The following is a 24,225-nucleotide window of genomic DNA, read 5'->3' on the forward strand; positions in this document are numbered from 1 at the left end:
GGCGTCAGACCGTCCGCCAGGCCATCAGGGCCAGGCCGGGCTCGTCCTTGCGGCGGGTGAGCTGGAGCAGGCCGGTCGACGGGGACAGAGCCGCCGCGACCACCCGGTCCTCGTGGTCCTTGGCGAGCGCCACCACGGCGTCGGCGGGCAGTTGGGGGCCCGACTCGGCCCACCAGGCGCCGGCCGACTCCCGTTCGGTCGGATACGCCGCGAACGCGACCCGGCCGCTCGCGGAACGCTGGGCGAGCAACGTGCAGTCGTGACCGTCGAGTTCGGTACGGATCGCGGCGACCGGACCGGGTCCGGCGGCGGCGAGCACGGGGACGGGATCGGCGCCGGGACGCCACGCGCACACGTCACCGGAGTCGTCGGTGTAGAAGAGGGTGGTGTGCTCCGGGGAGGTGGCCAGGGCCCGGAGGGTGCTGGGCCTGACCGGTGTCTTGAGGGGCTCCTGGAGCACCGGCTGGGTGCCCGGCGCCTTCTGGCTCCAGTGCAGGATCCCACCGGAGACGGCCGCGTACGCCTGGACGCAGCCGGACTCCCCCGTCACCGCGATCGGCGGCCCCTCGACGCCCTGCCCCTTCAGGTCGCGCCACGGGTCCCAGCCGCCCTTCTCCTTCTGGGCGACCATGCACAGTCCCGTGCCGATGTTGCGGGCGAAGACGTGCGCACGTCCCTGGGCGTCCACCGCGACGGCGGGCGTGCCGGTGCGGTCGCCCTTCTTGTTGGGATGGCCGATGGGTGTCCAGTCCAGGGCGGCGAGGTGCGGCCGGAAGTGCGCGGAGTGCACCAGCCCCGCCTCCCCCTTCACCGTGGGCCGCCAGGACGCCAGGTGGGCGTAACCGTCGGCGCCCTGGCCGACGGCCGAGGCCGGATACACCTTCTGGTCGCCGCCCACCCTGCGTGGGGCCTCCCAGGGCCCGCCCGGGGTACGTTCCGCCCGGCACAGGACGGCGTCGTCCGACATCAGATAGACACCGAGCCGCCCGTCGCGGCCGCGTATGAGCCAGTCGCCGTTCACCCGAACACTTTATGTCGGACCCTTCACGGCGCCCGCGCGAGGGTCACACCCAGGAAGCCGTCCGTGCGACTCTGGGCCCATGGACGACAACGCCGCGCTGCTCGTGATCGTCGACGCCGCGAACGTCGTCGGGTCGGTGCCCGACGGGTGGTGGCGGGACCGGCGCGGGGCCGCGGAGCGGCTGCGCGACCGGCTGGCCGTCGCCGGGCTGCCGGGGCACCAGGGGGCCCAGGAGATCGTCCTCGTCGTGGAGGGCGCGGCCCGCGGGGTGCAGCCGGTACCCGGCGTACGGGTGGAGGCGGCGCCCGGCAGCGGGGACGACCGTATCGTCGAGCTGGTGGCCGGGTCGGTGGGACGCTCCCGCCTGGTCGTCACGGCCGACCGCGAGCTGCGCCGCCGGGTGACGGAACTGGGCGCGGACGTGACCGGCCCGCGCTCGGTACGGGACTGAGGCGGAGGGCACCGGAGCCGGCCCCGTACGGTCGGTCGCGGGGCCGGCTGCCCGGCCGTTACGCCGTGTCGCCGCGGCCCGGCCCGTGGGCCTCGGCCGCGGATGCCGCCCGGCTCCGTCCGAGGAGACTGTGCGAGCGGCCGTAGAGGAAGTACACGACGAACCCGATGACCATCCAGATGCCGAACCGCAGCCAGGTCTCGGCGGGCAGGTTGAGCATCAGCCACAGCGAGGCGCACACCGACACGATCGGGAGGAACGGCACCCACGGGGTCCGGAAGGACCGGGGCAGGTCGGGGCGGGACCTGCGCAGGATGATCACGCCGATGGCGACGACCACGAAGGCGAACAGGGTGCCGATGTTCACCAGCTCGGCGAGTTCGCTGAGGCTGGTGAAGCCGGCCAGGATCGCGATGAGGACGCCGAGCAGGATGGTCGGCCGGTGCGGGGTCTTGAACCGCGGGTGGACGTGGGAGAAGAAGCGCGGCAGCAGGCCGTCGCGGCTCATCGCGAAGAAGACCCGGGTCTGGCCGAGGAGCAGGATCATGCAGACGGTCGTCAGGCCGACGGCGGCGCCGAAGCTGATGAAGCCGGCGAACCAGGGGTGCCCGGTGGCCTTGAAGGCGTCGGCGAGCGGGGCGCTGACCGACAGCTCGGTGTAGTGCTGCATCCCGGTGACGACGATCGAGACGGCGACGTACAGGACGGTGCAGATGATGAGGGAGCCGATGATGCCGCGGGGCATGTCACGCTGCGGGTTCTTCGTCTCCTCGGCGGCCGTGGCCACGACGTCGAAGCCGATGAACGCGAAGAAGACCACGGAGGCTGCGGTGAAGATGCCCATCACGCCGAAGTTGGACGGCGCCCAGCCGAACATCAGCTGGATGAGCGGGGACTGCAGACTGTCGCCGGCCGGCACGGGCTGCGCCTTCGGGACGAACGGGTCGTAGTTCTTGCCGTCGATGAGGAAGGCGCCCGCGACGATCACGGTCAGGACGACGGTCACCTTGATGGCGACCACGACCGAGGTGACCCGCGCGGAGAGCTTCGTGCCGACCACGAGAATGGCGGTCAGCACCAGGACGAGGGCGGCGGCGAGGATGTCGAAGCCGAAGCCGTCGGCTCCCTCCCTGCCGCTGAGCGCCGCCGGCAGGTGCCAGCCCGCGTTGTCGAGCAGCGAGGCGATGTACCCCGACCAGCCGACGGCCACCACCGCCGTGCCGAGCGCGAATTCCAGGACCAGGTCCCAGCCGATGATCCAGGCGGGAAGCTCCCCGAGGGACGCGTACGAGAAGGTGTACGCCGAGCCGGCCACCGGCACGGTCGAGGCGAACTCGGCGTAGCAGAGCGCGGCGAGCGCGCAGGCCACCCCGGCCGCGACGAAGGCCAGGGCGACGGCGGGACCGGCATTGTTCTTGGCCACCGTGCCGGTCAGGACGAAGATGCCGGTGCCGATGATGACGCCGACACCGAAGACGGTGAGATCCAGCGCGGACAAGGATTTCTTGAGCGCGTGCTCGGGTTCCTCGGTATCGAGGATGGACTGCTCGACCTTCTTCGTCCGGAAGAGGGTGCTGCTCACGGGGACCTCCCACGCTGTGTCGTCCTCGACATGATCGAGAGGGGGCGTAGACCGTATGCCCCGACGCGGGCGCGTTAACGCGAATGGGTCGGTTTCACCACTCTTCACAGTGGTGAAACCGACCCATCCGGGTGTGTCGGCGTGCCGGGGACGGCGTCGGTCCGGCGTCAGTCGCGCGCGGACTCCACGGAGTCGACCTCGGCGGCCGTGCTGCCGTACTTTCCGTCGAGCCTGGAGACCAGGCCGGTGACCTGACGGGCGATGTCGGGGGCGGTGAGCCCGATCTCGGCCATGACCTCGGCACGGGAGGCGTGGTCGAGGAAGCGGGGCGGGATGCCGAAGTCGCGCAGCGGGACGTCGACGCCCGCGTCGCGCAGGGCCTGCGCGATCGCCGAGCCGACGCCTCCGACGCGGGAGTTGTCCTCGACGGTGACGACCACGCGGTGCCGCTCGGCGAGCGGGGCCATGGCCTCGTCGACGGGCTTGACCCAGCGGGGGTCGACGACCGTGGTGGTGATGCCCTGCCGGTCGAGGAGGGTCGCGATCTCCAGGCACATCGGCGCGAGGGCGCCGACGGAGACCAGCAGCACGTCCGGGCTCTCGGTGCCGCTCTCGCGCAGCACGTCCATGCCGCCGACGCGTCCCACGGCGGGTACGGCGGGGCCCACGGCGCCCTTGGAGAAGCGGACGACGGTCGGCGCGTCCTCGACCTCGACGGCCTCGCGCAGCTGGGCGCGGACCTGGTCGGCGTCGCGCGGGGCCGCGAGTCGCAGGCCCGGGACGACCTGGAGGATCGACATGTCCCACATGCCGTTGTGGGAGGCGCCGTCGGTGCCGGTGACCCCGGCCCGGTCCAGTACGAAGGTCACACCGCACTTGTGGAGGGCGACATCCATCAGGACCTGGTCGAAGGCACGATTGAGGAATGTGGCGTACACCGCGAACACCGGATGCACCCCGCCCGCCGCCAGGCCCGCGGCGGAGACGGCGGCGTGCTGCTCGGCGATGCCGACGTCGTAGATGCGGTTCGGGAAGGTGTCCGCGAACTTCTTCAGTCCGACCGGCTGAAGCATCGCCGCCGTGATCGCGACGATGTCCTCGCGCTCCTTGCCGAGCTCGACCATCTCGTCGCCGAAGACCGAGGTCCAGTCGGCGCCCGAGGCCTTGACCGGCAGACCGGTGTCGGGGTGGATGGGGCCGATGCCGTGGAAGCGGTCGGCCTCGTCCTGGAGGGCGGGCTGGTAGCCGCGGCCCTTCTCGGTGAGGCAGTGCACGATGACCGGGCCGCCGAAGCGCTTGGCGCGGGCCAGCGCGGACTCCAGGGCCTCGATGTCGTGGCCGTCGATCGGGCCGACGTACTTCAGGCCGAGGTCCTCGAACATGCCCTGGGGGGCGATGAAGTCCTTCAGGCCCTTCTTGGCGCCGTGCAGCGTCTCGTAGAGGGGTCTGCCGACGACGGGGGTGCGCTCCAGCACCTCCTTGGTACGGGCGAGGAAGCGCTCGTAGCCGTCCGTCGTGCGCAGGGTGGCGAGATGGTTGGCCAGACCGCCGATGGTCGGCGCGTACGAGCGCTCGTTGTCGTTGACGACGATGACCAGCGGGCGGTCCCCGTCGGCGATGTTGTTCAGCGCCTCCCAGGCCATGCCGCCGGTGAGGGCGCCGTCACCGATGACGGCGACCACGTGGTCGCCGCGGTCGAGGATCTGGTTGGCCTTCGCGAGGCCGTCGGCCCAGCCGAGCACCGTGGAGGCGTGGCTGTTCTCGATGACGTCGTGCTCGGACTCGGCCTGCGAGGGGTAGCCGGACAGGCCGCCCTTCATCTTCAGCCGGGAGAAGTCCTGCCGGCCCGTGAGCAGCTTGTGCACATAGGACTGGTGGCCCGTGTCCCAGAGCACCTTGTCCTTCGGGGACTCGAATACCCGGTGCAGGGCGATGGTGAGCTCGACCACGCCGAGGTTGGGGCCGAGGTGGCCACCGGTCTTGGACACGGCGTCGACGAGGAAGGTCCGGATCTCCCCTGCCAGCTGGTCCAGCTCCTCCAGGCTGAGCCGGTCCAGATCGCGCGGTCCCCTGATGCGGGTCAGCAGCGGCACCCGTGCCTCCTTGCAGTAAAAGCTGATCGAGCTGTTGCCGGGCTCGTCGAGTCTAATGTTCCGCCCGGGCGGATCGACTCCGGCCCATGCGTCATAGGTCACGCGAACGGCCGTACCCAGAATGAGCCTTTCCTATGACACGACTGTGCCCGGCATCGATACGGATGCCGGGCACAGCAGGTCACCTGGAGCGTCAGCCGCGACCGGCGGCCTTCTGGCTCTTGCGGGAGATGGAGTCGATGACGACCGCGCCCAGCAGAACACCACCGGTGATCATGTACTGGATCGAGGTGTTCATGTTCAGCAGGTCGAGGCCGGTCTGGATGGACTGGATGACCAGCATGCCCAGGAGGGCGGACCACACCGTGCCGCGGCCGCCGAAGAGGCTCGTACCACCGATGACGGCCGCCGCGATGGCGAGCATCAGGGTGTTGCCGCCACCGGCGTTCAGCGTCGCGGACGCCGTCTGGCCCGCGAAGAACATGCCGCCGACCGCCGCGAAGCCACCGGAGATGGCGAACACGGTGATGCGGACCATCGGCACGTTGATACCGGCACGACGGGCCGCCTCGATGCCGCCACCGACCGCGAAGACCTTGCGGCCGTACGTGGTGCGACGGAGCACGAAGTCGACGATCACCAGCGCCGCCAGGAAGATCACCAGCGCGTTGGAGACACCGGAGGCGTTGTTCAGCACGCTCGCCGCCAGGAAGGACGCGACGGCCAGCGCACCGACACGCAGCAGGATCTCCGTGGTCGGCCGGAACGGCACACCGGCGGTCCGGCGGCGACGCTGCTCACCGAAGTTGCCGACGGCGGTCAGCACGACCGCGAGACCGGCCAGCAGGTAGGCGCCGACAATGGCCTGGTCCATGAAGAAGGAGTTCTGGCCGAGCAGGTGCACCGGGCCGTCGTCCGACGGGATGTTGATCGTGCCGCTGGAGCCCAGCAGCCACAGCATCAGACCGTTCCAGCCGAGGAAGCCGGCCAGGGTGACCACGAAGGCCGGTACGCCGATCTTCGCGAAGAACCAGCCGTGCAGCGCGCCGATGCCGACACCGGTGAGGATCGTCAGGACCAGCGACAGCCACGGGTTCATGGTGTGGTCCACCACGAACACGGCGAACAGGGTGGACGCCAGACCGCTGACGGAACCGACCGACAGGTCGATCTCACCGAGCAGCAGGACGAACACCAGGCCGATGGCCAGCATGCCGGTGGCCGACATGAAGTAGCTGATGTTCGAGAGGTTGTCGGCGCTCAGGAACAGGTCGTTCTTCGCCTGGAAGATCGTCCAGATGACGATCAGGCCGATGACGACCGGGATCTGACCGAGTTCGCCCCCCTTGACCTTGCGCTTGAACTCGGTGATGTAGCCCTTGAAGCCCTCTTCCCGCACCAGCAGGCGCGGGTCGACGACGGATACCGGCGCGGCCGTCGGGTCGTCGGCGGGGGCGACGGTGGTCTGGTCCTCGATGACGCCCCCGGTCTTCTCGACCTTCTGGGGCTCCGAGGAGTCGCTCTTCACGGTCTTGGACGTGTCGCTCACTTTGCCGCCTCCGCGGTGCGACGCCCCGCACGACGGGTCACGGCGTTGTCCGTGGCCCCGGTGATCGCGGCGATGATCTCTTCGTGGCTGGTGTCCTTCACGGGGAAGGAGCCGTTGTTCTTGCCCAGGCGCAGGACGGCGACGGTGTCCGCGACCGCCTTGACGTCGGCCATGTTGTGGCTGATGAGGATGACGCCGAGGTTGCGCTCGCGCAGCCGCTCGACCAGGTCGAGGACCTGCGCGGTCTGCTCGACGCCGAGGGCGGCGGTGGGCTCGTCGAGGATGACGACCTTCGGGTCACCGATCAGGGCGCGCGCGATGGCGACGACCTGGCGCTGACCGCCGGAGAGGCTGGCGATCGGGATGCGCACGCTCGGGATGCGGATGGAGAGCGTGGACAGCAGTTCCCGCGCGTTCTTCTCCATCGTCACCTCGTCGATGACGCCCCGGTGCAGCAGCTCGCGTCCGAGGTAGAGATTGCCGACCACGTCGAGGTTGTCGCACAGGGCGAGGTCCTGGTAGACGGTCGCGACGCCGAGTCCCTGCGCGTCGTGCGGCCGGTTGATGCTGACCGGCTTTCCCTCCCACTCGATGACGCCCTCATCGATGGGGTGGACACCCGCGATCGTCTTGACCAGGGTGGACTTTCCTGCGCCGTTGTCGCCCACCAGGGCGACCACTTCTCCGGCGTGGACCTCCAGCTCGACGTCGGTGAGTGCCTGCACCGCACCGAATCGCTTGGAGACTCCGCGCAACGCCAGCACGGGCGTAGCGGACACGTGAACCATCTCCTTCGCCGCCTGACCGGCGGGGATGCCGCGCTCATAGACAGGCGCGGAGGGATGTGCGCGGCAGGCGGGGTACGCGATGCCGACGCACGAGGTTTACAAGATGAACATGCGTGAATCCGCTGCGCTTGGCAACGGTTCCGTCCGACGCCCGCCCCGGCAGCGGGGTGTGAAGTGGGGCGGGCGTCGGACAGGTCTCACGGGACCGCTGGGCGGTCGGCGGGACCCGAGGGCCGGCTCTCGAGATGCGACTCGAGAGGCGCCCTCGGGACCGGGTGCCTACGGGTGGACCGGCTGGGCTACTGGAGACCGGCGGTCTTGCAGGCGGCGGCGTACTCACCGGCGCAGATGTCCGCGATGGTGTACAGACCGTCCTTGACCACCGTGTCCTTGATGTTGGCCTTGGTGACCGACACCGGGGTCAGCAGCTGCGAGGGGACCTTGTCGCCGGAGCCGCTGGTCAGCGTCTCGGTGGCCAGGGACTTGATGTCCTTGCCCTCCAGCAGGTCGACGGCGAGCTGGGCGGCCGCCTCGGCCTCGGGCTTGAAGGCCTTGTAGACGGTGGAGGACTGGGTGCCGGCGACGATGCGCTGGATACCCGCGAGCTCGGCGTCCTGACCCGTCAGCGGGATGCCGCTGATCTTCGCACCCTTGAGGGTGTTGGCGATGCCACCGGCCATGCCGTCGTTGGCGGCGTAGACGCCCGCGATGTTCTTGGCACCGAGCTGGGTGATGGCCGCGGACATCTTCTGCGCGGCGACCGTGTCCTTCCAGAGGCCGGACTGCTCGTAGGCGATGTCGACCTTGCCGTCGAGGGCCTTGTGGGCGCCTTCCTTGAACTGGCCGGCGTTCGGGTCGGCGTCGTCACCGTTGATCATGACGACCTTCGACTTGGTGGTCGCCTTGGCGCCGAGGGAGTCGAGCAGGGCCTGACCCTGGAGCTCGCCGACCTTGACGTTGTCGAAGGAGACGTAGGCCGAGACCGGACCCTGGGCGAGACGGTCGTACGCGACGACCTTGACGCCCTTGTCCACCGCGGACTGGATCGAGGACTTGATCGCGGCGGAGTCCTGGGCCGAGATCACGATGACCTTGACACCCTTGGTCACCATGCTGCTGACCTGCTGGGCCTGCTTGGCCGAGTCGGCCGCGGCGTTCGCGTACTCGAGCTTGCAGTCGGAGCAGAGCGCCTTGACCTTGGCGTCGAAGTACGGCTTGTCGAACTTCTCGTACCGCGCGGTGACGCTGTCGGGGAGCAGCAGGCCGATGGACTTGTTGCCCGAGCTGCTGCTGCCGGAGTCGCTGTCCTTGTCGTCGCCGGCCTTGCCGCACGCGGCAATCGACAGCGCCATGGACACGGCGGTGGCGCCGATCACGACTCTACGCATCGTTGCGTTCATTGGGGTGTGCCTCCCTGACAGGGCCGCAACGCTGCGGCCGAGGTGGCTCGAAGTCAACTCGGCCGCAAGTTCGACGTCAAGAAGTAAATACTTAACGAGATGGCAACGGCCTCATTCGTTCTCTAAGTGAAGACAGGTGTCGCTGCGGTCAGCGTGCCGTCCAAAAGGGTCGAATCACCCATCTCGCTGAGCGCGAGAGCGAGCGCTCCGAGCACCTCCGCGCGGCCCCCAAGTGCCCCTGGGAGAACGGAAAGTTGACGCGCCGCACTCGGGATCGCATAGCGGCCGACAGACTCCCTGATCGGCCCGAGCACCAGTTCACCGGCTTCGGCGAGATCACCGCCCAGCACCACCCGGCTCGGGTTCAGCAGGTTGCAGAGATTGGCGACTCCACTGCCGATGTGTCGGCCGACGTCGGCGATCACCCGACGGCAGCCCGGATCGCCGTCCCTCGCCAACCGCACGACGCCTTCCATCGTCAGATCCGTGCCATGGCTGGACTGGAGGAGCGGGAGCACATAGCGCGCCGCCGCGAAAGTCTCCAGGCAGCCGCGATTCCCGCAGCGGCAGACGGGGCCGGACTCGTCAAGTGTAATATGTCCGATTTCTCCGGCGGTACCGCCGGGGCCCCGGTAGATCTTCCCCTCGATCACCAGACCGGCGCCGACACCGCTCGCGACCTTGATGTAGGCAAGATCACGAACGCCTCGGCCGCTGCCCCAGACCATCTCGCCGAGGGCGCCCAGGTTGGCGTCGTTGTCCACGTGCACGGGCACGCCGAGCCGGTCTTTCATCTCCTCGGCGGGTCTGGTGCCGATCCAGCCCGGCAGGATGGCGGACGAACCGAGCGATCCGGACTCCAGATCGATCGGCCCGGGCACGCCGAGACCGACCCCCGCGACCTTCGTACGGTCCACCCCGGTGGCCTCGATCAGCCGGGTGACCAGCTGTTCCGCCCGGTCGAAGCCCTGCGTCGAGGAGGCGTCCACATCCAGCGGCTCGGACTCCTCGGCCAGGACCTGATGGGCCAGATTGCCCACCGCGACACGTAGGTGGGTATGCCCGAAATCCACCCCGATGACGATGCCCGCGTCGCCGCTCAGACTGACACTGCGGGCCCTGCGTCCGCCGGCCGAGGTGGGCGTCACCTCGACGGTTCCGCCGTCCTTGAGCTCGCGCACGATGTTGGAGACGGTCGCGGCGGACAGGCCCGTGCTCCGGGCGATCTCCGCTTGTGTCAGGGACCCGGCCAGACGCACGGCGCGTACGACTCGCTCCAGGTTGGCTCGGTGCAGCGACGACTGCGACCCCGGAGTCTCCACGACGACCTCCTGCGCGCGGGACCGCTTCGATGAGGCCCCGTGTATGTCCAACTAGTGAACTCTAAGCTGAGCCGTTCGGGTCGCCTCCCGTCAAGAGGTTGAACAGTATCCGCATGCGTGCGAAGAGACACGGAGGGTGGCGAAGCCGGGGTTGCGGGGCGTACCGGAGCGGCTGCGGGGCGTTGCGACCAGGGGCTGGACCGGGGCGGGGGTGGCTCGGGAACAGGTGGTGACAGGGGGCGGGGTGGGATGAGCGCCGGGTGGGCTCCCGGTGAGCGGCTGGGGAAGGTGCGGGCGGTGGGCGCGAGGGGTGGACGTCAGAGGGCCAGGTAATGAAGGCGAAGCCGGTTTTGTCTCATCTTTTGCCGCCGGCCCATCTTTTGCCGCCGGCCGCATGGCGCGGCCCACCGCCACGACCGAGAGGGGAGCTCGCGCGCCGGGCCGGAACCCGGAGTTGGAGCGGGAGCCGAGGTCCGGCGAAGAGTGCGGGCGGCGCGGGCGTGCGTCGAAACCGCGGCCGGAGACCGACGACGTCACGAACGGCGAGGAAGGCCGACGGAGGCGCGACCGGGCGGGGGGCCGAGGCCCGATGACGGCAGCCCACGAGGGAAGGCCGGCGGAGGGCGTGAGCGGCAACAGGTCGGGCCCGGGAGGCCCCGCATGACGCCAACGGCAGGCGTCGGCCTCAGCAACAGCAACAGCAACAGCAACAGCAACAGCAACAGCAACAGCAAACCGTAGTGGGCGCACCGTAGCGGCCAGGTCCCGCCAGGGCTGCGCGGGCGGTTCCGTGAGGCGGGCGCCCGCGCAGACCTGAAGGGTGTCTCGACGCGGGCGCCGATCGTTCCCCGGGGGCGCTCCTGCTTCAGCGCTCCTACTTGAGCGCCCCCGCGGTCAGCCCCTGCACCACCTGCCGCTGGAAGACGATGTACGCGGCGAGCACCGGCAGCATCGCCATCACGAGGCCCGCGAAGAGCCCCGACCAGTCACCCTTGTAGCCCTGGCTGACGGCCAGTTGGACCAGGCCCTGGGTGAGGACGCGTTTGTCCGGATCGGTGTTGAGGACCGTGGGCAGCATGTACTGGTTCCACTGGCCCAGGAAGTTGAAGATACCGACGCTGATCAGGCCCGGCTTCGCCATCGGCACCATGATCTGGAAGAACGTACGGCTGTGCGAGGCGCCGTCCACGAAGGCCGCCTCCGCCACCGAGGTCGGCAGCGTGCGGAAGAAGGCCGTCAGGAAGAACACCGTGAACGGCAGCGAGTAGGCGATGTAGACGAGGATCAGGCCGTGGATGGAGTTGAGCAGGCCCATGTTGTTCACGACGTAGAACAGCGGGACCAGCGCCAGCATGATCGGGAAACTCATGCCGCCGATGAAGAGGTAGTAGATGAAACGGTTGCCCGGGAAGTCGAAACGCGCGAGGACGTAGGCCGCCATGGAGCCGAGGACCAGCGTGCCGATGAGTGAACCGCCCACCACCAGGATGGTGTTGAGGAAGTAGTCGCTCATGTTGGCCTCGGTCCAGGCCCGTGACCAGTTGTCGAAGTGCAGCTTGTCCGGCAGCGACCAGGGTGAACCGAAGATGGAGCTGTCGTCCTTGAAGGAGGTCATCACCGCCCACAGCAACGGCAGCACGACCATGATTGCCCAAATGACCAGGATGCCGTGAGAGAAGGCGTTGAGAACGTTTCCTTCCGTTTTCTTCTTCGACGGCGGTTTCTTGGCGGCCAGGTCGACCTTCGTGACAGGGAGAGCCGAGCCGGACTCGGCCGGCGGAGGCGCGGGGGTTCGGGTCGTCTTCATCGTCAGTACTCCAGCCGCTCGCGCCGCCCCAGCCGCATCACGACCGCGGCGAACGCCAGCGTCACGATGAGCAGGGCGACGCCGATGGTGGTGGCGTAGGCGGCCTGACCGTCACGGAAGGCCTTCTGGTACACGTACAGGACCATGACGGTGGTCGAGTAGTCGGGGCCGCCTGGCCCGGTCGTCATGATCTGCACGACCGCGAACGACTCGGCGCCGAGCGCGAGGATCCCCATGTAGACCCACCCCGACTGCACGGTGTCCCAGAGGAGGGGCAGGGTGATGCGGAAGAACGTCGCGGCCCGGCCCGCGCCGTCGAGCAGAGCGGCCTCGTACAGGTCCGCCGGGATGGAGGCCATGCCCGCCGAGAACAGGACCACGAAGAAGCCGACCGTGGACCAGACCAGCACCGCCATCACGCACCACAGCGCGAGATCCGGGTCGCCGAGCCAGAGCGGCTGGAGGCCGTCGAGCCCGATCCCCCGGAAGAAGGAGTTGATCGCACCGCTGTCCGGGTTGTAGGCGAAGGCGAACAGCAGCGCCACGATGGCGATCGACAACACTTGCGGAAAGAAGTACACGATCTTGTAGAAGGAAGAGCCCCGGACCCCGGAGATCACCGGGCCGCCCTTCCTTCGCCGTCCACCGACATTGATCATGAAGGCGAAGAACAGCGCCAGGCTGATCGTCACCAGCGGCAGCACGACCGCGAACATCAAGCTGTGCTGCAAGGACTTCCAGAAGATCTCGTCGTCCAGCATCCTCCGGTAATTGTCCAGGCCGACCATCTTGAATTCGGGGCTCAGGCCGGTCCAGTCCGTGAACGAGTAGTAGATGGACTGGATGAACGGCCACACCACGAAGAGCGCGTACAGTCCCAGGGGGAGCGCCAGGAACCCCACGATGAACCGGTACTTGCCGTGCTGCATCGCCACTCCGGTGCTTTTATGGATACTTCGCCGTGATTCTCGCCGTCACTGGTGCTTGTAATGCTTGATCGAGGTGTCTTTCGCGGCCTCGTCGGCGTAGCCCTGGATCTTCTTGATCGCCTCTGCCGGAGTGAGCCGACCGGCCATCATCTCGCCGAGGCCGGACACCCCGATCTTCTCCTTCTGCAGCTGGACATACCAGTCCTGAAGTCGCGGATTCACCACGTTCTCGCCGGCCTTGTCCAGCGCCGCCACGCCCGACTTGAGGCCGGGGGTGAGGGTGATGCCGTCGGTGCCGCCGTTGTACGCCGTCAGCGACTTGACCTTCGAGGTGAAGTTCTTGGAGGACGCCTCGCTGAGCATGATGCGCAGCTGTTCCATGCCTCCCGCCGTGTTCTTCGCCTTGGCCGGTACGACGAACGGCTCGCCGCCCGAGGCCCAGATGGTGCCGAAGGGCATCTTGTCGGAGGCGTCGATGCCGGTGGGCGCGGAGACGGCCAGGTCGAAGTCGGCGGGGATGACGTTCGCCGACTCGTTCTCCACCCAGGAGCCGTTGGGGATGAACAGGGCCTTGCCCTTGGCCCACGCGGTCTGCGACTGGATGTGGTCCAGTCCCGGGGTGCCCTTGAGGACGTAACCCTTCGCGAACAGCTCGTAGTAGGCGTCGAAGCAAGCCTTTACCGCCGGGTGTTTCCAGGCGTTCGGCTCAAGGTTGTCGATGGCGTCGAGGACCTCTCGACCACCCACCTTGCCGATCATCGGGTACAGCGAGAAGGGGAGGTAGTACGGGTATTTGCCCGCGTACGTCCAGCCCGCGATGCCCTTCTTCTTGGCCTTCTCACAGACCGCGAGCATCTGGTCCCAGGTCTCCGGGTACGTGGCGTCGAGCGAGTCCAGGGCCTTCTGCGAGTACCAGACGCCGTAGACGGTGTAGGCGTAGTACATGATCCAGACCGGGGCGCCGTCGAACTGGCCCATCTCGACGATGCCGGGCCGCAGGGTGTCACGCACCTTCTTGTTCGGGTCGTCGTAGGACGCGGCGTCCAGGAGCGGGGTGAGATCGGCAAGCTGTTTCTTGCCGACCAGCACGCCCATGTCCATCTGCTCGGCCCCGGAGTTGTCGATGAGGTCGGGCGGGGTGCCCTGGTTGAAGCGGGGCTGGAGGGTCGACTGGATCTTCTGGGTGGCCGAGAACTTCACCTTCGCGTCAGGGAAGCTCTTCTCGTAGATCTTGACCGCGTCCTCGGCGTACTCCTTGCCGAAACCGCCGTCGAACAGGACGAATTCCATCTGGGCGGTTTCGTTGACCGCGAGGGGATTCTTCGCGGTCTTCTTGCCGGCCTTGGCCTTGTCCTCCTCGCCCCCGCCGCTGCTGGCGCAGGCGGACAGAAAGCTCATCGTGGGGACGGAGATCAGGCCGAGCGCCGCGGATCTCTTGATCAGGTCTCGGCGGCCGACCCCTACGGAGCCGTTCTTGTCGGAGCCGATGTTCTCGGTGTGGGATCCCATGCTCAAGTCCTCGCCTTCTCCAGGACTCAGGCGGTGCACCGGATCCTTCCCGGCACCGCGGTCAGGTCAAGCAGGGTCGTACGGATCATGCGGTCGGACGGCATCGCCGGATTCGACGGTGAATCGCCGACAGGTATAGTCCACTTCTTGCCGGCGGAGCAAGATCGAATGCAAGGTTGGCCGTTGGTCTTTTCCGAGTTGAGACCTCCCGGAAATATGACCGGCCGGTGGGCGCCTTGCCGGAAAATTGCATGACATGAGCCTCGCCTGGCGCAATCAACATCCTTGACATCACTGTCCACTTGGCCACCTACTGATTCCTGCGCAACCAGGAGGACAACGTTGTCCGGGGCGTTGTCCGGCGCGGGGAGGGTGCTCACGCATGCAGCGGTTGGGGCGGTTGCGGGCGGTCGTGATCACGGCTGCTCTGGTCATGACGGTCGGCGCACAGGGGACGGCGGTCGCACTGCCCTCCCCGGTGCCGATACCGAGCCGGGGGTTCGCCTCGTCCTTCGAGGCGGGTGAACACGCCCCCGACTGGCAGAGCACCGTCGACACCACGCCGGGCGGCGGCAAGCGGGCCTCGGGGGTGGACGGCGGCTACGGCGGCGGGCTCCCCGGCGATGTGACCGAACGGGTCACGGACGTCCGGGCGAGCGCGGAGAACACGGCCGGCGGCGAGGTGAAGGAGAACCTCGTCGACGGCGAGGCGAGCACCAAGTGGCTGGCGTTCGCGTCCACCGGGTGGGTCGAGTTCGACCTCGACGAGCCCGCGCGGGTAAACGCTTACGCCCTCACCTCGGCCAATGACTCCGCCGAGCGCGACCCCGCCGACTGGACCCTCTCGGGCTCGGCGGACGGCACCGCATGGACCCCCCTGGACACCCGCTCCGGGGAGTCCTTCGCCGAACGGTTCCAGACCCGTACGTACACCCTCGCGGCCCCGTCCGAGTATCGGCACTTCCGGCTGGAGGTCACCCGTAACCACGGCGCCGGGATCCTCCAGCTCGCCGACGTGCGGTTCGGCACGGGCGGCAGCGACGGGCCCGTCCCGCCGGACATGCTCACCGTCGTCGACCGGGGGCCGAGCGGCTCACCGACCGCGAAGGCGGGCGCCGGGTTCAGCGGGCGTCGTGCGCTGCGTTACGCGGGTCGGCACACCGCTTCCGGCCGGGCCTACTCGTACAACAAGGTTTTCGACGTGAATGTCCGGGTCGGCACCCGCACCCAGCTGGCGTACCGGATCTTCCCCGGGATGGCGGACGGCGACCGCGACTACGCCGCGACAAATGTTTCCGTGGATCTTGCTTTCACGGACGGCACCTATCTGAGCGGGCTCGGGGCCGGCGATCAGTACGGCTTCCCGTTGTCGCCTCGCGGGCAGGGCGCCGCGAAGGTGCTGTATGTCAACCAGTGGAACGACGTGAAGTCCGCGATCGGGACGGTCGCGGCCGGGAAGACCGTCGACCGGATTCTCATCGCCTACGACTCCCCCGGCGGGCCGGCCCGGTTCAGGGGCTGGGTGGACGACATCGCGCTGCGCACCCCTGCCCCTGAGCCGGTAAAAGCGCATAAGTCGGACTACGCGGTGACCACCCGCGGCACCAACTCCAGCGGGAGCTTCTCGCGCGGAAACACGTTTCCCGCCACGGCCGTGCCGCACGGCTTCAACTTCTGGACGCCGGTGACCAACGCGTCCTCGCTCGGCTGGCTGTACGACTACGCGCGGGCCAACAACGCGGACAACCTGCCGACGATCCAGGCGTTCAGTGCGAGTCACGAGCCGAGTCCGTGGATGGGCGACCGGCAGACCTTCCAGATGATGCCGTCGGCCGCGGCAGGCGTCCCGGACACCGGGCGGACGGCACGGGCCCTGCCCTTCCGGCATGAGAACGAGACCGCCCGCCCGTACTACTACGGAGTCCGTTTCGAGAACGGTCTCACAACGGAGATGGCGCCGACCGACCACGCGGCGGCCCTGCGCTTCACCTACCCGGGCTCGGACGCGAGCATCGTCTTCGACAACGTGACCGACCAGGCGGGGTTGACTCTGGACAAGGAAGCAGGCGTCGTCACCGGCTACTCGGACGTGAAGTCGGGACTGTCGACGGGAGCGACCCGGCTGTTCGTGTACGGCGAGTTCGACGCCCCGGTGACGGAGGGTTCATCGAGCGGGGTAAAGGGTTACCTGCGTTTCGACGCAGGCGCCGACCGCACGGTCACCCTGCGTCTGGCGACCTCCCTCATCAGCGTCGACCAGGCCCGCGACAACCTCCGACAGGAGATCCCGCAGGGAACCGGCTTCGACACGGTCAAGCAGCGCGCACAGCAGCAGTGGGACAAGCTCCTCGGCACCGTGGAGGTCGAGGGCGCGAGCCAGGACCAGCTCACGACGCTGTACTCCAGCCTGTACCGGCTCTACCTGTACCCCAACTCCGGTTTCGAGAAGGTCGGTTCGACGTACCGCTACGCGTCACCCTTCTCCCCGATGCCGGGCCCGGACACCCCGACGCACACCGGCGCGAAGATCGTGGACGGCAAGGTGTACGTGAACAACGGTTTCTGGGACACCTACCGGACGACCTGGCCGGCCTACTCCCTGCTGACACCCACTCAGGCCGGTGTGCTGACCGACGGGTTCGTCCAGCAGTACAAGGACGGCGGCTGGACCTCGCGCTGGTCGTCGCCCGGGTACGCCGACCTGATGACCGGCACCTCGTCCGACGTCGCCTTCGCGGACGCGTTCGTCAAGGGAGTCGGGTTCGACGCCAGGTCGGCGTACGAGGCGGCCCTGAAGAACGCGACGGTCGTGCCCCCGGCTTCGGGAGTGGGCCGCAAGGGCATGTCCACCTCACCCTTCCTCGGCTACACCGGCACGGCCACGCACGAGGGTCTGTCGTGGGCGCTGGAGGGTTACCTCAACGACTACGGCATCGCCCGCATGGGCCAGGCCCTGTACCGGCAGACCGGCGAGAAGCGCTACCAGGAGGAAGCCGACTACTTCCTCAACCGCGCGCAGGGCTATGTGCACCTCTTCGACACGAAGGCCGGGTTCTTCCAGGGGAAGGACGAGAAGGGCGACTGGCGGGTGCCGTCACAGACCTACGACCCGCGGGTGTGGGGCTACGACTACACCGAGACCAACGGCTGGGGCTACGCCTTCACCGCCCCGCAGGACAGCCGCGGCCTGGCCAACCTGTACGGCGGCCGGGACGGTCTGGCGAAGAAGCTCGACACCTACTTCGCCACCCCGGAAACCGCTTCCCCAGAGTTTGTGGGTTCGTACGGCGGCGTCATCCATGAGATGACCGAGGCGCGGGACGTGCGGATGGGCATGTACGGGCACTCCAACCAGGTCGCCCACCACGCGATCTACATGTACGACGCGGCCGGGCAGCCGTGGAAGGCGCAGGCGAAGGCCCGCGAGGTGCTCGCACGGCTGTACACGGGCAGCTCGATCGGGCAGGGGTACCACGGTGACGAGGACAACGGCGAGCAGTCGGCCTGGTACCTGTTCTCCGCGCTCGGCTTCTACCCACTGGTGATGGGAAGCGGCGAATACGCCGTCGGGTCCCCGTTGTTCACCAAGGCGACCGTGCACCTGGAGAACGGCAAGGACCTGGTCGTCAAGGCACCGAAGAACAACGCCAAGAACGTGTACGTACAGGGCCTGAAGGTCAACGGCCGTGCCTGGACGTCGACTTCTCTCCCCCACACCCTGCTTGCCAAGGGAGGGGTCCTGGAGTTCGACATGGGACCGCGGCCCTCGTCGTGGGGGTCCGGAAAGAACGCGGGGCCGGTTTCGATCACGCAGGACGACAAGCTGCCGGCGCCGCGCACCGACGTGCTGAAGGGAGCCGGCGCGCTGTTCGACGACACGTCGGCAACACAGGAAGCGGTGTCGGGCGCGCTCGACCTGCCGGTCACCACCGGCACCAGAGCGGTGCAGTACACCCTCACATCGGCCGAGCACACTCAGGCACCGACGAGTTGGGTACTCCAGGGCTCCGCAGACGGTCTGACGTGGACCGACCTGGACCGCCGCGCCGGCGAGTCCTTCCCATGGGACCGGCAGACACGTGCCTTCTCGCTCGACCGGCCGGGCACGTACACGCACTACCGGCTGGTGCTCGGCGGCGACACGGGAGGGGCGGGCACCGAGGGCGAACCGGGAAGGCTTGGCACCCAGGGCGCGACGAACAAGGCGTCTGCCGAAGCCCGCGCGGGTCAAGTCAGCCTCGCGGAAGTGGAGTTGTTGTCCTGATCTGGTAACCAACAGCGATGGCATGCTGTACCGGGCGTCACCCGTCTTCCAGAATGATCAGGCCGCCCGCGGACACCGGGCGGCCCGTCACGGAGGGGGAAAGCGGAACATGAGCATCATCAGACGGTTCACGGGACTGCTCGCGGGTGCGGCGCTGGGAGCGGGGGCCCTGTTCGCGACGGCGGCTCCGGCGCAGGCGTACAGCCCCAACCCGGTGTTCCATGCCTACTACTACGACACCGACAACTGCCCGTGCAGCGGCGGCAACCTCACCGACCCGTTCGACAACACGTACTTCGCGAACGACGCCGGCGGCCAAGCCGTGAAGATGGAGCTGACCAACTCGGGGGCGTTCGTCGGCAAGGTGGAGTTCCACCCCAACGACGAGAAGCTGTGGGTGTACGACACCGCGAACGACGGTGACACGTACTACGTCAAGGTCGGCTACACCTCCGGCGGCGTGAGCCACAACCTCGGCACCTTCAGCCCGCCCGGGACCACAGCGGTGCTGGACTACCAGGTCATCGACTTCGACCTGCCCGAAGGCGCCTACGTCGACATCTCCGTCTACGACGACGCGGCTCTCACCGACCTCATCGGCGCCGCCCGCGGCACCGGCTCGGCCATCGCCTAGGCAAGCCCGGACCACCCGGAGGGACCATGCCGCTCACCGTGCCCGTCCTGCCCGAGGGGATCGACCCGGCCTGGCTGCCGCCTGAGGCCCTCCGGCCGGTGGGCAGCCGGCGAACGCTGGTCGACGGCGTGGGCCCACTGGTCGAAACGGTGCACGGTGAACTGGCTTACGCCTGCGCTCAGTTCGGCGGCGAGGTGGCCGTACGGGACCGAGGTGAATCGAGCGGCGCGTCCTCGTACGACCTCGTGCTGCGGGTGGCGGAGGCAGGCCGCTCCGGCGATACCGGTCCGGGTCTCGGAGGTGTCGGTGGCTCCGGTGGCCCGGCCGGTGTCGGTGAACTCGGCGCAGAGGGGTTCGTCCTTGAGCGCGCCGACGGGACCACCGTCGTCACGGCGAGCGGTCAACCCGGCTTGCTGTACGGCATGTTCCATGTCGTACGACTCGGTGAGGATGCCTTCCGGAGAACGCGAGAGCGTGAGGCACACCGTCCGTCGACGGAACTGCGGATGCTGGACCACTGGGACAACGTGGCCGTGCATCCGGTGATGGGCCAGGTGGAACGCGGGTACGCGGGCGGCTCACTCTTCTGGGAGAACGGGCGAGCCCGGCAGGAGTCGGAGCGGGTGCGGGCGTACGCCAGACTTCTCGCGGCCTGCGGGATCAACGCCGTCTCGGTCAACAACGTCAACGTGCACGAGACCGAGGCCCACCTCCTCACCGACCGGATCGGCGAAGTCGCGTACATAGCTGCGGCGTTGCGTCCGTACGGGATCCGCACCCATCTGTCCGTGACCTTCGCCGCGCCGGTCGTGCTCGACGGACTGGTCACCGCCGACCCGCTGGACGAGACGGTGCGCGGCTGGTGGGCGAAGGCCGTACGAAGGGTGTACTCCGCGATCCCCGACTTCGGCGGGTTCGTGGTGAAGGCCGACTCGGAGGGCCAGCCGGGCCCGTTCACCTACGGCCGCTCGCACGCGGACGGCGCGAACATGCTGGCCGCGGCGCTCGCTCCACACGGCGGCACCGTCCACTGGCGGGCGTTCGTGTACGACCACCACCAGGACTGGCGGGACCATGCGACGGACCGGGCTCGGGCCGCGTACGACCATTTCGCCCCGCTTGACGGGAAGTTCGCAGGCAACGCCGTTCTCCAGGTGAAGCACGGGCCGATGGACTTCCAGGTGCGTGAGCCGGTCTCGCCGGTGCTGGGAGCCCTGCCGCGCACCCAGGTCGCTGTGGAGTTGCAGGCCACTCAGGAGTACACCGGGCAGCAACGGCATGTGTGTTGGCTGGGGCACATGTGGAGCGAGGCGCTGTGCTTCCGGCCGGAGGGTGAACAGCGCCCGACTGTCGCGGAGTTGACGCGGGGCGGGCTGGTGGCGGTGGCCAATGTCGGTGACGACCCGTTCTGGACCGGGCATCCGCTGGCACAGGCGAACCTCTACACCTTCGGCCGGCTCGCGTGGCAACCGGCTGCCGACCCGCATCGGATCCTGGACGAGTGGATCGCGCTCACCTTCCCCTCGGCCTCGGAGCGGCTGGCCGCCGGGCTGCGGGCGGTGCTGCACGGCTCCTGGCGGACGTACGAGAAGTACACCGCGCCGCTCGGCGTCGGCTTCATGGTGCAGCCGGGCCACCACTACGGGCCGAGTGTCGACGGCTACGAGTACAGCCCGTGGGGGACGTATCACTTCGCGGACCGGGACGGGATCGGCGTCGACCGGAGCGCGGCCACCGGCACGGGGTACGCGGCGCAGTACGCCAAGCCCTGGGCCGAGCTGTACGAGTCCGCCGCCACGTGCCCGGACGAGCTGCTGCTGTTCTTCCACCATGTGCCGTACGGGCATGTGCTGAGGAGCGGGAAAACGGTTGTGCAGCATATCTACGACACGCACTTCGAGGGCGTGGAGGAAGCCGAGGAGGCCCGCCGGGTGTGGGCGGGCCTCGCGGATCTGGTGGCGCCGGCGTGGCACGCGCGCGTGGCGGAACGGTACGAGGAGCAGGTGCGCGGCGCACGCGAGTGGCGGGACCAGGTGAACAGCTACTTCCTGCGGAAGTCCGGGATCCCGGACGTTCGGGGACGCACGATCTACTGAAGCCGGAGCAGGGCCACGCCCAGCGGGTCCAGGGTGAGCACGTCGCCCTGCTCGAGCCGTTTGCCGGTGAGGAGGTCGGTCGCGGCTGTGTGGGCGGGCAACGAGGCCGGCTCAGTCGCGTGGTTGAGGAGAAAGAGGAGGCGGATTCCGTCGGGTGTGACGCGGGTGGCGGTCTCGACGGTGTGGTGGTCGGCGTAGGGGCCGATGAGGTCGTGGCGGGCGAGCACCCGTCGGACGACGTGGTCGACGCCGGGCTGGTCGAGGGCGGTCGCCACGTACCAGGCCTGGCCGGCGCCGAATCGGTGCCGGGTGACGGCCGGGGTGCCGGCGTAGAAGTCGGCGCCGTAGGTGGCGACCGGTTCGGCGCCGCGGAGCTGGACGAGCTCGAAGACGAGCCGGGCCTGCGCCACCAGATCCCCCAGCTGCACCGGCTGTTCGACCTCGCCCTGCCGGGCGTCCCATTCATCGATGCGGATACCCATGAGGGGGGCCAGTGGACCGGGGACATCGGCGAGGAAGGCGCGGTCGTGTTCGTCGGAGCGGGCGGTGAGGAAGGTGGCGAGGACGGTTCCGCCTCGTCGGGCCACCGCCTCCAGGCGTTCCGCCAGGTCTCCCTTGACGAGGTGGAGCACGGGGGCGAGGACCACGTCGTACGGCGTGAGATCGGCGGTCACCGCCACGACATCGACGTCGGCTCCAGCCTCGCGGGCGGCTCGGTAGTAAGCGTGTACGACGTCCTGGTACCGAACCAGTCGCGAGGGGCCGTCGGAGATCTCCAGCGCCCACCAGCTGTCCCAGTCGAAGAGGAGCGCGGTGCGGGCCGGGGTCCGGGCACCCAGGGTGGCCGCTCCGAGCTCGCCCAGTTCCCGGCCGAGGGCGGCGACTTCACGGAACACACGGGTGTCGTCGCGGCCCGCGTGGCCGATCACCGCGCCGTGGTACCTCTCGCAGGCGCCGCGTGAGGCGCGCATCTGGAAGTAGAGGGCGGCATCCGCCCCGTGGGCGATGGCCTGCCAGGTGGCGAGGCGGAGTTCGCCCGGGCGGCGCAGGGGGTTGACGTCGCGGCAGGCGGTGGTGGAGGGGGTCTGCTCCATCAGCCAGAAGGGGGCACCGTCCTTGAGACCGCGCATCAGGTCGTGGGCGAGGGCAGGCCGGGTGGGCGGGGCGTCGAGGGGCGGGTAGTTGTCCCAGGAGGCGAAGTCGAGATGGGGCGCCCAACGGTGGTAGTCGAGCGGACGGTAGGTGCCCATGAGGTTGGTGGTGACGGGCGTGTCGGGGTCGTGGGCGCGGATCGCCTCCTTCTCGCCGGTGAAACAGCAGAGCAGGGCCTCCGTCATGAAGCGCAGGTAGTCCAGGGTGATGCCCTGGAAGGCGGTGTGGTCGGGGCCGCGCCAGTGTTCGGTGAGGGCGCTCGGCGGCTCGATCTGATCCCAGTCGGTGTAGCGGTGCGACCAAAAGGTCGTCCACCATGCGTCGTTGAGCGCGTCGAGTGTGCCGTGCCGCTCACGCAGCCAGCCGCGAAAGGCGTCGGCGCACAGGTCGCAGTAGCAGGCGCCGCCGTACTCGTTGTTGATGTGCCAGGCCAGCAACGCCGGGTGGTCGACGTACCGTTCGGCGAGGCGGCCGGCCAGAGCCGTGGCGAGTCGACGGTACGCGGGTGAACTGGGGCAGAAGTTGTGCCGTTGGCCGTAGCGGTGACGGCGGCCCTCGAAGTCGGTGCGGTTCACCTCGGGGTACTTCTTCGCGAGCCAGGGCGGGAGGGCGGCGGTCCCGGTGGCGAGGCAGACCTGCCGGCCCTCGGCGGCGGCGCGGTCGAGGATGCCGTCGAGGATCGTGAAGTCGTAAGCGCTTTCGTCAGGTTGAGTGAGCGACCAGATGAAGACGCCCACGGTGAGCGTGTCCACTCCGGCCTGGGTGAACAGACGGTGGTCCTCGTCCCTTACGTCCTGCGGCCACTGCTCGGGGTTGTAGTCGCCGCCGTACGGGATCCTGTCGGTGCGCGGGAGACGGCCGTCGTTTCCGGTGTCGGGTCCGGTGTCGGGACCGGTGTCGGGTTCGGTCATACGGTGAAGTCCTCCTGGGTCTCGACGATCACCGGGCCGCTCGACCTCAGCAGGGAGAGCAGCAGTGGTGCGGCCAGCAGGGCGGGCAGGGCTTCCGTGAGCAGGGCGGTCAGAGCGCCGACCAGGACGAGCAGGGAGGCCGCGGCGAGGGTGGCGCGGCCTCGCCGGAGCAGGAAGTACGCGGCGAGCCGGGCGGTGTCCCGGGCGCTGAAGGCGAACAGCGAGGTGAGGACGAGCGCGTGGGCGCCCCAGAGGAGCGCGGCCACGCCGATCACCCCGAGCAGCACCGCCCACCAGTCGGGCAGGCCGGTGGCGGCGAAGTGGGTGAGGGTGAACGCGATCACGGTGAGCCAGGCCAGCAGGGGTGCCCAGAGCTTCAGCGCGGGGACGGCGTTGAGACGCCAGGCACGCAGGTAGCAGCGGGCCGGATGGAGGTCGGTGAGGTCGCGGCTGCGGTGATGCAGGGCGTACAGCGCGGCGGACAGGGCCGGGCCGAGCGGCAGCAGGCAGCAGGCGGCGAGGGGCAGGTTCGCCGGTTCGGGGCCCAGGAAGAGCAGGCCGACCAGTCCGGGGGCGGCCGTCGCGAGGAGAAGGGCCTCGACGGCGAGGAGGGTGTGCAGGAGGGCGGCGGCCCGGGACAGGGGTCCGGTGCCGAATCCGCCCGCGGTGGTCGCGGTGCTCATGAGGCGTTCCTTGCCGTCGGCGGGCTGCGGCGGG

Annotated in this window: 16 protein-coding genes; 4 read left to right on the forward strand and 12 right to left on the reverse strand. The window is 68.8% G+C overall.

Going from position 1 to position 24,225, the window contains the following annotated elements:
- Positions 1 to 4: 4 nt before the first annotated feature.
- Positions 5 to 1,021, reverse strand: coding sequence for a hypothetical protein (locus tag OHU34_RS10690; RefSeq protein ID WP_142266626.1), 1,017 nt, complete (start codon positions 1,019 to 1,021; stop codon positions 5 to 7).
- 79 nt (positions 1,022 to 1,100) lie between these two features.
- On the opposite strand from OHU34_RS10690, the gene OHU34_RS10695 reads away from it, so the two are divergent.
- The gene (locus OHU34_RS10695) at positions 1,101 to 1,472 is read left to right on the forward strand and encodes an NYN domain-containing protein (protein WP_142266625.1); all 372 of its coding nucleotides are present in this window, start codon (positions 1,101 to 1,103) and stop codon (positions 1,470 to 1,472) included.
- Positions 1,473 to 1,530: 58 nt separating this feature from the next.
- Here the strand turns inward: OHU34_RS10695 and OHU34_RS10700 are convergent, their stop codons facing one another.
- The 9 genes from OHU34_RS10700 to ngcE all read right to left on the reverse strand — a co-directional run bounded on the left by OHU34_RS10700 (position 1,531) and on the right by ngcE (position 14,451).
- Positions 1,531 to 3,054 carry an amino acid permease gene (locus OHU34_RS10700; RefSeq protein WP_142266624.1) on the reverse strand — a complete coding sequence of 508 codons (1,524 nt, stop codon included), beginning with the start codon at positions 3,052 to 3,054 and terminating at the stop codon, positions 1,531 to 1,533.
- 167 nt (positions 3,055 to 3,221) lie between these two features.
- On the reverse strand, positions 3,222 to 5,147 hold the full coding sequence (gene dxs / locus OHU34_RS10705) for a 1-deoxy-D-xylulose-5-phosphate synthase (RefSeq protein ID WP_142268109.1): 1,926 nt from the start codon (positions 5,145 to 5,147) through the stop codon (positions 3,222 to 3,224).
- Between the two features lie 193 nt (positions 5,148 to 5,340).
- Positions 5,341 to 6,696, reverse strand: coding sequence for a sugar ABC transporter permease (locus OHU34_RS10710; RefSeq protein WP_372481691.1), 1,356 nt, complete (start codon positions 6,694 to 6,696; stop codon positions 5,341 to 5,343).
- A complete protein-coding gene (locus OHU34_RS10715) occupies positions 6,693 to 7,484 on the reverse strand; it encodes an ATP-binding cassette domain-containing protein (RefSeq protein ID WP_078615460.1) in 792 nt (263 codons plus the stop codon). The genes OHU34_RS10710 and OHU34_RS10715 overlap by 4 nt, the downstream gene beginning before the upstream one ends.
- Before the next feature lie 299 nt (positions 7,485 to 7,783).
- Positions 7,784 to 8,872 (reverse strand): sugar ABC transporter substrate-binding protein, encoded by a 1,089-nt coding sequence (locus OHU34_RS10720; protein ID WP_028806056.1) that lies wholly within the window; start codon positions 8,870 to 8,872, stop codon positions 7,784 to 7,786.
- 134 nt (positions 8,873 to 9,006) lie between these two features.
- Positions 9,007 to 10,206 carry an ROK family transcriptional regulator gene (locus tag OHU34_RS10725; protein WP_020125212.1) on the reverse strand — a complete coding sequence of 400 codons (1,200 nt, stop codon included), beginning with the start codon at positions 10,204 to 10,206 and terminating at the stop codon, positions 9,007 to 9,009.
- A gap of 874 nt (positions 10,207 to 11,080) precedes the next feature.
- Positions 11,081 to 12,013 carry a carbohydrate ABC transporter permease gene (locus OHU34_RS10730; protein WP_405766035.1) on the reverse strand — a complete coding sequence of 311 codons (933 nt, stop codon included), beginning with the start codon at positions 12,011 to 12,013 and terminating at the stop codon, positions 11,081 to 11,083.
- 2 nt (positions 12,014 to 12,015) lie between these two features.
- The gene (locus tag OHU34_RS10735) at positions 12,016 to 12,942 is read right to left on the reverse strand and encodes a carbohydrate ABC transporter permease (protein ID WP_054243397.1); all 927 of its coding nucleotides are present in this window, start codon (positions 12,940 to 12,942) and stop codon (positions 12,016 to 12,018) included.
- A gap of 45 nt (positions 12,943 to 12,987) precedes the next feature.
- On the reverse strand, positions 12,988 to 14,451 hold the full coding sequence (ngcE, locus tag OHU34_RS10740; RefSeq protein ID WP_405766037.1) for an N-acetylglucosamine/diacetylchitobiose ABC transporter substrate-binding protein: 1,464 nt from the start codon (positions 14,449 to 14,451) through the stop codon (positions 12,988 to 12,990).
- A 382-nt stretch (positions 14,452 to 14,833) separates the two neighbouring features.
- Here ngcE and OHU34_RS10745 point away from each other — a divergent pair, with 382 nt between their 5' ends.
- From OHU34_RS10745 to OHU34_RS10755, 3 genes are all read left to right on the forward strand, one after another.
- Positions 14,834 to 18,715: a GH92 family glycosyl hydrolase gene (locus tag OHU34_RS10745; RefSeq protein ID WP_405766040.1), complete on the forward strand. Its 3,882-nt coding sequence runs from the start codon at positions 14,834 to 14,836 to the stop codon at positions 18,713 to 18,715.
- Positions 18,716 to 18,824: 109 nt separating this feature from the next.
- Entirely contained in the window at positions 18,825 to 19,349 is a 525-nt protein-coding gene (locus tag OHU34_RS10750) for a hypothetical protein (protein WP_020125207.1), read from the forward strand.
- Between the two features lie 26 nt (positions 19,350 to 19,375).
- Entirely contained in the window at positions 19,376 to 21,445 is a 2,070-nt protein-coding gene (locus OHU34_RS10755; RefSeq protein WP_405766042.1) for an alpha-glucuronidase, read from the forward strand.
- On the opposite strand, the gene OHU34_RS10760 is transcribed toward OHU34_RS10755, so the two are convergent.
- Together OHU34_RS10760 and OHU34_RS10765 are read right to left on the reverse strand one after the other, a co-directional pair.
- Entirely contained in the window at positions 21,439 to 23,508 is a 2,070-nt protein-coding gene (locus OHU34_RS10760; protein WP_405766045.1) for a beta-galactosidase, read from the reverse strand. The two genes, OHU34_RS10755 and OHU34_RS10760, sit on opposite strands and share 7 nt — an antisense overlap.
- Positions 23,505 to 24,191, reverse strand: a complete 687-nt coding sequence (locus OHU34_RS10765) for a hypothetical protein (protein WP_405766047.1) — start codon at positions 24,189 to 24,191, stop codon at positions 23,505 to 23,507. The genes OHU34_RS10760 and OHU34_RS10765 overlap by 4 nt, the downstream gene beginning before the upstream one ends.
- Positions 24,192 to 24,225 lie beyond the last annotated feature (34 nt).

It is taken from the genome of Streptomyces sp. NBC_00080 (assembly GCF_045041255.1).
In the GTDB taxonomy this organism is placed as follows: Bacteria; Actinomycetota; Actinomycetes; order Streptomycetales; family Streptomycetaceae; genus Streptomyces; species Streptomyces coriariae.